Consider the following 9500-nt stretch of genomic DNA (forward strand, 5'->3'; position numbering starts at 1 on the left):
TCGAACCCGGAAGCTAAGCCTTACAGCGCCGATGGTACTGCAGGGGGGACCCTGTGGGAGAGTAGGACGCCGCCGAACTCCTTTTACAGCTCTGGCTCTTGGGCATCTGCCCAGGAGCCAGAGCTTTTTTGCGTTGAGGTAGGGTCAGGGGGCATCGTTCGCACGTTTCCCTCAGGAGGCCCCGGGTGGAGGTCCAGGAGACCCGTGTCCAGACGGACAGGGTCCTCACCATCCCCAACATCCTCAGCATGGCTCGGCTCGTCGGCGTGCCCGTGTTCCTGTGGCTGATCCTCTGGCCGGAGTTCGGCGGGCCGAAGAGCGATGGCTGGGCCCTGCTCGTGCTGATGCTGAGCGGGATCAGTGACTACCTGGACGGCAAGCTCGCGCGCCGCTGGAATCAGGTCAGCAGCCTCGGCCGGCTCCTGGACCCGGCCGCGGACCGGCTCTACATTCTCTCGACTTTGGTCGGCCTGACCTGGCGGGAGATTCTGCCGCTCTGGCTGACCGCCGTACTCCTGGCGCGAGAACTGCTGCTGCTGGTGATGGTGGGCATCCTCAGGCGCCATGGCTATCCACCGCCCCAGGTGAACTTCCTGGGCAAGGCGGCTACCTTCAACCTGATGTATGCCTTCCCGTTGCTCCTGCTCAGTGACGGGAGCGGGTGGCTCCCGTCACTTGCTGCTATTTTCGGATGGGCGTTCGCAGGATGGGGTACAACGCTCTATTGGTGGGCAGGAGTCCTCTACGTGGTCCAGGTCCGCCGCCTTGTCCGTGCGGACCCCATGGCCGATTGACCTCGCCCCTTTGACGGGCTCCAGAGGCTCGATGGCCCGCTGTAGAAAAGTGCGGGACAATCGGACGGGTGAAGTCGGCTAGACCGTCATTCTTAGAGGAGGACGCTTCCGACATGAAGGCCGTCGTGATGGCCGGAGGCGAAGGCACACGCCTTCGTCCCATGACCTCAAGCATGCCCAAGCCGCTCCTGCCGGTGGCCAACCGGCCGATCATGGAGCATGTGCTGAGGCTGCTCAAAAGGCATGGGCTGAACGAGACCGTCGTAACTGTCCAGTTCCTGGCCTCCTTGGTCAAGAACTACTTCGGTGACGGCGAAGAGCTCGGTATGGAGCTCAGCTATGCCAACGAGGAGAAGCCACTCGGTACCGCCGGAAGCGTCAAGAACGCCGAAGAGGCGTTGAAGGACGATGCCTTCCTCGTGATCTCCGGCGATGCCCTGACCGACTTCGACCTCACCGATCTGATCCGTTTCCACAAGGAGAAGGGCGCGCTCGTCACGGTCTGTCTGACGCGTGTGCCGAATCCCCTTGAATTCGGAATCACCATCGTCGACGAGGAAGGCAAGGTCGAGCGTTTCCTTGAGAAGCCGACCTGGGGCCAGGTGTTCTCGGACACGGTGAACACCGGCATCTACGTCATGGAGCCCGAGGTCTTCGACTATGTCGAGGCCGATGTGCCCGTCGACTGGTCCGGCGATGTCTTCCCGCAGCTGATGAAGGAAGGCAAGCCGATCTATGGCTATGTCGCCGAGGGCTACTGGGAGGACGTCGGCACCCACGAGAGCTATGTGAAGGCGCAGGCCGACGTCCTCGAGGGCAAGGTCGACGTCGAGCTCGACGGGTTCGAGATCTCCCCGGGCGTGTGGGTGGCCGAGGGTGCCGAGGTGCATCCGGATGCCGTTCTGAGAGGTCCGCTGTACATCGGTGACTACGCCAAGGTGGAAGCCGGCGCCGAAATCCGCGAGCACACCGTGGTCGGCTCCAACGTGGTCGTGAAGAGCGGCGCCTTCCTGCACAAGGCCGTCGTGCACGACAACGTGTATATCGGGCAGCACAGCAACCTTCGGGGCTGTGTGGTCGGCAAGAACACCGACATCATGCGCGCCGCCCGGATCGAAGACGGCGCCGTCATCGGCGACGAGTGCCTCATCGGCGAAGAATCGATCATCCAGGGCAATGTGCGGGTCTATCCGTTCAAGATCATTGAGGCCGGCGCGTTCGTCAATACCTCGGTGATCTGGGAGTCCCGGGGCCAGGCGCATCTGTTCGGTGCCCGCGGAGTGTCCGGAATCCTCAATGTCGAGATCACGCCGGAGCTCGCCGTACGTCTCGCCGGCGCGTATGCGACGACCCTCAAGAAGGGGTCGACCGTCACCACCGCCCGTGACCACTCCCGTGGTGCCCGGGCGCTGAAGCGGGCGGTGATCTCCGCGCTGCAGGCGAGTGCCATCGACGTACGCGACCTGGAGAACGTGCCGCTGCCCGTGGCGCGACAGCAGACCGCTCGCGGGAGCGCCGGCGGGATCATGATCCGGACGACGCCCGGTGTGCCGGACTCCGTGGACATCATGTTCTTCGACAGCCAGGGCGCCGATCTGTCGCAAGGCAGTCAGCGCAAGCTGGACCGGGTGTTCGCGCGGCAGGAGTACCGGCGTGCGTTCCCCGGTGAGATCGGGGACCTGCACTTCCCGGCCAGCGTGTTCGACTCGTACACCGGATCGCTGCTGCGGAACGTGGACACGACCGGGATCGCCGAGTCCGGGCTCAAGGTCGTCGTGGATGCCTCCAACGGCAGTGCCGGACTGGTGCTGCCCAGCCTGCTCGGCAAGCTGGGTGTGGACGCGCTGACCATCAATCCCGGTCTCGATGAGTCCCGCCCGACCGAGACGGCGGACGGTCGTCGCTCCGGTCTGGTGCGGCTGGGGGAGATCGTCGCCTCCGCGCGGGCTGCGTTTGGGGTGCGGTTCGACCCGGTCGGTGAGCGGCTGTCGCTGGTCGACGAGAAGGGGCGGATCGTCGAGGACGACCGGGCGCTCCTCGTGATGCTCGACCTGGTGGCTGCCGAGCGGCGCAGCGGACGGGTGGCGCTGCCGGTGACCACCACTCGGATCGCCGAGCAGGTGGCGGCGTACCACGGGACGCAGGTGGACTGGACGACGACTTCGCCCGACGACCTGACGCGGGTCGGCCGGGACGAGACCACGATCTTCGGTGGTGACGGCAAGGGCGGATTCATCGTCCCCGAGTTCAGCGGTGTCTTCGACGGTACGGCGGCCTTCGTACGGCTGATCGGGCTGGTGGCGCGGACGCAGCTCACGCTGAGCCAGATCGACGCGCGGATTCCGCGGGCGCATGTGCTCAAGCGGGATCTGGCGACTCCGTGGGCGGTCAAGGGGCTCGTGATGCGGCGGGTCGTGGAGGCCGCCGGTGACCGGTTCGTGGACACCACGGACGGTGTGCGGGTGGTGGAGACCGACGGGCGCTGGGTGATGGTTCTGCCCGACCCTGCCGAGGCCGTCACCCATCTGTGGGCGGAGGGTCCCGACGACGCCTCGGCCCAGGCCCTGCTCGACGAGTGGTCGGCCGTGGTGGACAGCGCCGGGCGCTGAAACCCCCACACGCGCGCGTGCCGGACAAGTGTCCCCAAGGGGGCCTGTCCGGCACGCCGGTGGGGCCATTCGGAGGTACTGGGCGCGACGTGCGACGATGTGCGGCATGCCGCAGCAGCCCCCCGTTCGGAGCACTCCTACGCGACCCTCGCGCCCGGACGCCTCCATGTCGCTGCTCAACAACGTCATGGATCACAGCCTCGACGACGGGTACGCCGAGGCGGCTGCCCGGAAGAAGGCGGCGGACGGTGGTCTGCCCAAGACCCTCAGGGCGAAGCTGGGGCTCGCGGCCGGTCTCGTACTGGCTGCCCTCGTCGTCACCGTCGGGGCGGCTCAGGCTCGGGTCGCCGCTCCTGTCGTGGCGAAGGAGCGTGAGGGGCTGATCGACCGGATCGATCAGGAGACCGAGGCCGCGGACAAGCTCGAGGACGACGTCGACGAACTGCGCGACGAGGTGAGCGCGCGCCAGCGTGAGGCGCTGAAGGAGAGCGGCAGCGAGCAGGGGGAGCTCGTGGGCATCCTCTCCGGCGCCGTCGAGGTGCACGGACCCGGCGTGAAACTGGTCGTCGACGACGCCCGGGAGGCCGGCGGGGGCGGTGACGGGGATCCACGTGAGACCTCCGGGTTCTCCGATACCGGGCGGGTGCGCGACCGCGACATGCAGCGGGTGGTCAACGGACTGTGGGAGTCCGGCGCCGAGGCGATCTCGATCAACGGGCAGCGGCTGACGGCACTGTCCGCGATCCGCGCCGCGGGTGACGCGATACTGGTCGACAACAAGCCGCTGGTACCTCCGTACACCGTGCTCGCGGTGGGGGACGGGGAGCGGCTGAGCACCAGGTTCCAGGACAGCGCCGACGGGCTGTATCTGCATGCCTTGCAGGAGAACTTCGGCATCCGGACGGCCATCTCCGCGGAAGAGGACCTCCGGCTGCCCGCGGCACCCAGGGTGACCGTACGAACAGCACAGCCGAACACCGAGAAAACCGAGAAGGGCACATCGTGATCGCCGTACTGGGCCTCGTCGTGGGAGTCGTGGTCGGGCTGTTGGTCCGGCCTGAGGTTCCGGCGGTCGTCGAGCCTTATCTGCCGATCGCCGTCGTGGCGGCGCTGGACGCCGTCTTCGGTGGCCTGCGGGCCATGCTCGACGGGATCTTCGACGACAAGGTCTTCGTGGTGTCCTTCCTGTCCAATGTGGTCGTCGCCGCGCTGATCGTGTTCCTGGGCGACAAGTTGGGCGTGGGGGCGCAGCTGTCCACCGGTGTCGTCGTGGTCCTCGGGATCCGCATCTTCTCCAATGCCGCGGCGATCCGCCGGCACGTGTTCCGGGCGTGAGACCGATGAGCAACCAGGACGAGACGGCCGAGAACAGGCTGCGCAAGGAATTGCCCGACGAGGTCCCCTCCGCGGCGGCCTCCGCGCAGGGCGGGGAAGTCCCGCAGCCGCAGCCGGAGGTCACCGGACGGCAGCGGCTGGCCAAGGGGCTCTGGCCGCCGCGGGTCAGCCGGGCCCAACTGATCGTCGCCCTGTTGCTGTTCGGCCTCGGGTTCGGCCTGGCGGTGCAGGTGGCCTCCAACAGCGACGGGGACGACGCCCTGCGCGGCGCGCGCCAGGAGGATCTTGTCCGGATCCTGGATGAACTGGATGACCGCACACAGCGTCTTGAGGACGAGAAGCAGGGACTGGAGAAGCAGCGGGACGAGCTGGAGAACAGTTCGAACCAGGCAGAGGAGGCTCGCCGGCAGACGCTCGAGAAGGAGCGGCAACTCGGCATCCTTGCGGGCACGGTGGCAGCGCAGGGTCCCGGCATCGCGGTGACCATCGACGACACGAAGGGGACGGTCGAGGCGGACATGCTGCTCGACGCCATTCAGGAGTTGCGTGCGGCCGGGGCCGAGGCGATCCAGGTGAACGGGGTACGCGTGGTGGCAGGCACCTATCTGACCGATTCGGGGAACTCCGTGAGCGTCGACGGGAACAAGATCAACGCGCCCTATCGTTTCAAGGTCATCGGCAAGCCGCAGGATCTCGAACCGGCGCTCAACATCCCTGGAGGCGTGGTGCAGACCCTCGAGAAGGAGCAGGCCGTCGTGACGGTCGAGCGGTCGGACAAGATCGTCGTGGACGCCTTGCGAGCCGCGGAGCAGCCTGACTACGCTCGGTCGTCCTCGCGGTGAACCGGGGGTGCATGGGGGACGTCCGGCGAGGGCATGAGGTTGCGGGGGGTCGGCGCACCGAATGGGTGGTGCGTGGTGGAAACTGTCTGGTGGATACGGACGTTGTGAGGATGTCCGGGTCGGCCGGAGTGTGCAGTCAGGGTTCGTCCTGCCCCACGGGCGGGTCTGTTTCAGTCAAGGGGAATCGCCCGTGAAGTTGTTTGCGAAGTTGTTCGGCAAGAGCGCGCGGCAGGGCAATGAAAACGCCACCGCCCGCCACCGCGCCCAGCCTGACGCAGAGGGCCAGCGGCCGTTGTTCCGCGACCAGGTGGGTGGCCCGGGCGGGGACATTTCCGGAGGTCAGGGCGCGCCGTCTGTTGACCCTGCCCAGTCCGGAGGCATAGGTTTCGGGCAACCGTCAACCTCAAGTACGGGTGGAGGGTTCACCGCCGACCCGTATGCGTCCAATGCCCCGGCGGGGCAGCCGCGGCAGGAGGATCCGTCCATGTCGGCCCTGGTGTGCACGAGGTGCGGTAACCGCAACGCGGAGAACAGCCGCTTCTGTTCCAACTGCGGTGCGCCGCTGCGGGCGGGTGCGATGCCCGAGCGTCCCTCCGAGACCACGTCCACGATCTCCATCTCCGGTCTCGAGGCCTACGACGCCGAGGCCACCGGTCAGACGCAGATCCCGGCGCTGTCCCCCGAGGCGCAGGCCGCCGTCGAGGCGCTGCCGCTCGGCTCCGCGCTCCTGGTGGTGCGCCGCGGGCCGAACTCGGGCAGCCGCTTCCTGCTGGACAGCGATCTGACCACGGCCGGCCGTCATCCGCAGAGCGACATCTTCCTGGACGACGTCACCGTCTCGCGCCGGCACGTGGAGTTCCGCCGGAGCCCGGACGGCTCGTTCACGGTGGCCGACGTGGGCAGCCTCAACGGCACGTACGTCAACCGCGAGCGGATCGACCAGGTCGCCCTGTCGAACGGTGACGAGGTGCAGATCGGCAAGTACCGGCTGGTCTTCTACGCGAGCCAGCGAGGCTACTGACCCTCCCACGGAGAAGGTCCATGCTTCACACACCGAGCGGCGGTGCCGGACACGGCACCGCCGCCACGGACAGCGGGCTGATGAGCATCGGCACGGTGCTGAGCGTGCTGCGCGACGAGTTCCCCGAAGTCACCATCTCCAAGATCCGTTTCCTGGAGTCCGAGGGACTCGTCGAACCGCAGCGGACCCCCTCGGGCTACCGCAAGTTCAGCGCCGACGACGTCGAAAGACTCGGCCATGTGCTGAGGATGCAGCGGGACCACTATCTTCCCCTGAAGGTGATCCGGGAGCATCTGGACGCCATGGAGCGGGGCGAGGCCGTCGCGCTGCCCACCGTGGGCCGGCAGCGCGACGGGGAGGCCGTACCGGAGCTCTCCGAGGCTCCTACGGCGGCTCGGATCGGGCGCAGCGAGCTGCTGGCCGCCGCGGAGATCGGCGAGCAGGAGCTCGAGGAGTGGGAGTCCTACGGGCTGATCGCGCCGCTGCCGGACGGGGCGTACGACGCCGAGGCGGTCACCGTGGCCTCGCTCGTCGTCGAGCTGGGGCGGTTCGGGATCGAACCGCGGCATCTGCGGGCGATGAAGGCCGCCGCGGACCGGGAGGCCGGGCTGGTGGACCAGGTGGTGGCACCGCTCCGGCGCCATCGCAACCCGCAGACCAGGGCCCATGCCGAGGCCCGTACGAAGGAGCTGGCGGGGCTCACGGTGAAGCTGCACGCGGCGCTCGTGCAGACGGCCCTCGGGGTGCGGCTGCCCTGACCCGGAGGGCCTGGGCAGGCCGGATGGGCCGCCCGTTTCCGGCCCGACTACCCAAACGTCCCGGGCACGGCCTAGGGTTGCTGTGTGAACGAGCTCGATGTCGTAGGTGTCCGGGTCGAAATGCCCTCCAACCAACCGATCGTGCTCCTGCGCGAAGTGGGAGGCGACCGCTACCTCCCCATCTGGATCGGGCCGGGGGAGGCCACGGCCATCGCCTTCGCCCAGCAGGGCATGGCCCCCGCACGACCGCTGACCCACGACCTGTTCAAGGACGTGCTGGAGGCCGTCGGCCAGGAGCTCACCGAAGTGCGCATCACGGACCTGCGTGAAGGCGTCTTCTACGCCGAGCTGGTCTTCGCCAGCGGCGTCGAGGTGAGCGCGCGTCCCTCCGATGCCATAGCGCTGGCCCTGCGCACCGGAACGCCGATCTACGGCAGTGACGGCGTGCTGGACGACGCGGGCATCGCGATCCCGGACGAGCAGGAGGACGAGGTGGAGAAGTTCCGCGAGTTCCTCGACCAGATCTCGCCCGAGGATTTCGGGACCAGCAGTCAGTGAGACGACCCGGGCGGCCCGGCGGACCAGACAGTCCCGGCGGGTTGCCACGGCCGGACGACGACCCGGGCCTCGGCAATTGCCAGCGGCGCGTGAGAGCGTCCTGCGGCCCGCTTCGAGCGCATTCGGCTAGCCTTTCCCCGCGGTGGGGCACGGGAAACCACTCCTAGGGTGATTATCACTCGGCGTGCCGAGTGTGGCGATCGTTGACGCACCCCTGGTGACTGCCTACCGTCGAGAAGGCAGGTCAAGGACGGAGGTCGGCGTGAGAAGCAGCGGCGACGGTACGGCTGGGGGTGCCCCCGGACGCGGTCTTGGGGAGAGCGGTCCGTACCCTCCCCCGAGCTCACGACTCCGCTCCGGCGGGGGATACCCCCAGCCGGGTGGTGCGGCCGACCGCGCCCCGCAGCGACCGACGGCCGTGCCGAGCGGCGGAGGGGCGACGTCCATGACGTCCGAGCAGATCGGCTACCGGGGCCCGACGGCCTGCGCGGCCGCCGGCATCACGTATCGGCAGCTCGACTACTGGGCCCGTACCGGGCTCGTCGAGCCGAGTGTGCGGCCCGCGCACGGGTCGGGGACGCAGCGTCTGTACAGCTTCCGGGACGTCGTCGTCCTGAAGATCGTCAAGCGGTTCCTCGACACCGGTGTCTCGCTGCAGAACATCCGCACCACGGTGCAGCATCTGCGGGAGCGGGGCTTTCGTGACCTGGAGCGCATGACGCTGATGAGCGACGGCGCCACGGTCTACGAATGCACTTCGCCCGACGAGGTCCACGCGCTGCTTCAGGGCGGGCAGGGCGTCTTCGGGATCGCCGTCGGTGTGGTGTGGCGGGACGTGGAGAGCGCACTGTCGCAGCTGCACGGGGAGCGCATCGACACCGGGGAGACGCTGGTCGGCCCCAATCCGGCGGACGAGCTGGCACGGCGGCGGAACCGGGCGGTCTGAGGCGCCGGTCAGAGGCGGTGCGGAGGCCGGCCGGGGTGGCGCGCGGGTGGCGTGGAGGCCGCTCGGGGGCATTGTCAGTGGCGTAGGGCAGCATCGGACATGTGAGAAACACGCCCACGATCCTGCATCTCGACATGGATGCCTTCTTCGCCTCGGCGGAGCAGGCGTCCAAGCCGAGTCTGCGGGGGAAGGCCGTCATCGTGGGCGGGCTCGGACCGCGTGGTGTGGTGGCCACCGCTTCCTACGAGGCCCGGGTCTTCGGGGTTCATTCGGCGATGCCGATGGCGCAGGCCCGGCGGCTCGCGCCGAACGCCGCGTATCTTGTGCCGCGGTTCGCGTTCTACCGGTCGATCAGTGAGCAGGTGATGGCGCTGCTGCGGGCGCTGTCGCCGCTCGTGGAGCCGCTGAGCCTGGACGAGGCGTTCGTCGATCTGGAGGCCGGGGGAGCGGCCTGGGACGAGGCGTCGGCGCGGCTGGCGGGAGCGAAGCTGCGGGCGGACATACGGGCGGTCACGGGGCTGACCGGGTCCGTGGGGCTCGCCGCGTGCAAGATGCTCGCGAAGATTGCCTCCGAGCAGGCGAAACCGGACGGTCTGGTGGTGATCGAGCCGGGGACCGAGCGGGCGATGCTCGGGCC

9 protein-coding genes, 1 rRNA gene and 1 pseudogene are annotated in these 9500 nt (G+C 68.3%); all 11 read left to right on the forward strand.

Translation table 11 applies throughout. The features are described 5' to 3' along the window. Window positions 1-78 (forward strand): 5S ribosomal RNA (rrf, locus tag M8H82_RS36090); the annotation flags it as partial. A 107-nt stretch (window positions 79-185) separates the two neighbouring features. Next, window positions 186-794 (forward strand): CDP-alcohol phosphatidyltransferase family protein, encoded by a 609-nt coding sequence (locus tag M8H82_RS36095; protein ID WP_250079950.1) that lies wholly within the window; start codon window positions 186-188, stop codon window positions 792-794. 113 nt (window positions 795-907) lie between these two features. Beyond that, the gene (locus M8H82_RS36100; RefSeq protein ID WP_250079952.1) at window positions 908-3403 is read left to right on the forward strand and encodes a mannose-1-phosphate guanyltransferase; all 2496 of its coding nucleotides are present in this window, start codon (window positions 908-910) and stop codon (window positions 3401-3403) included. Between the two features lie 106 nt (window positions 3404-3509). Next, window positions 3510-4409, forward strand: coding sequence for a DUF881 domain-containing protein (locus M8H82_RS36105; RefSeq protein ID WP_250079954.1), 900 nt, complete (start codon window positions 3510-3512; stop codon window positions 4407-4409). Then, on the forward strand, window positions 4406-4738 hold the full coding sequence (locus tag M8H82_RS36110) for a small basic family protein (RefSeq protein WP_019708255.1): 333 nt from the start codon (window positions 4406-4408) through the stop codon (window positions 4736-4738). Before M8H82_RS36105 ends, M8H82_RS36110 begins: the two co-directional genes overlap by 4 nt. Before the next feature lie 5 nt (window positions 4739-4743). Then, window positions 4744-5580, forward strand: coding sequence for a DUF881 domain-containing protein (locus M8H82_RS36115; protein WP_250079957.1), 837 nt, complete (start codon window positions 4744-4746; stop codon window positions 5578-5580). A gap of 61 nt (window positions 5581-5641) precedes the next feature. After that, on the forward strand, window positions 5642-6601 hold the full coding sequence (locus M8H82_RS36120; protein WP_250079958.1) for an FHA domain-containing protein: 960 nt from the start codon (window positions 5642-5644) through the stop codon (window positions 6599-6601). 20 nt (window positions 6602-6621) lie between these two features. Then, entirely contained in the window at window positions 6622-7359 is a 738-nt protein-coding gene (locus tag M8H82_RS36125) for a MerR family transcriptional regulator (RefSeq protein WP_250079959.1), read from the forward strand. 84 nt (window positions 7360-7443) lie between these two features. Beyond that, complete coding sequence (locus M8H82_RS36130; RefSeq protein WP_004002801.1) at window positions 7444-7917, forward strand: bifunctional nuclease family protein; 474 nt, start codon at window positions 7444-7446, stop codon at window positions 7915-7917. A gap of 262 nt (window positions 7918-8179) precedes the next feature. Then, window positions 8180-8863: a MerR family transcriptional regulator gene (locus tag M8H82_RS36135; RefSeq protein ID WP_250079961.1), complete on the forward strand. Its 684-nt coding sequence runs from the start codon at window positions 8180-8182 to the stop codon at window positions 8861-8863. Between the two features lie 101 nt (window positions 8864-8964). Next, window positions 8965-9500 (forward strand): annotated as a pseudogene (locus M8H82_RS36140) (DNA polymerase IV); the annotation flags it as partial.

Source organism: Streptomyces sp. YS415 (assembly GCF_023544665.1).
Classification (GTDB): domain Bacteria; phylum Actinomycetota; class Actinomycetes; order Streptomycetales; family Streptomycetaceae; genus Streptomyces.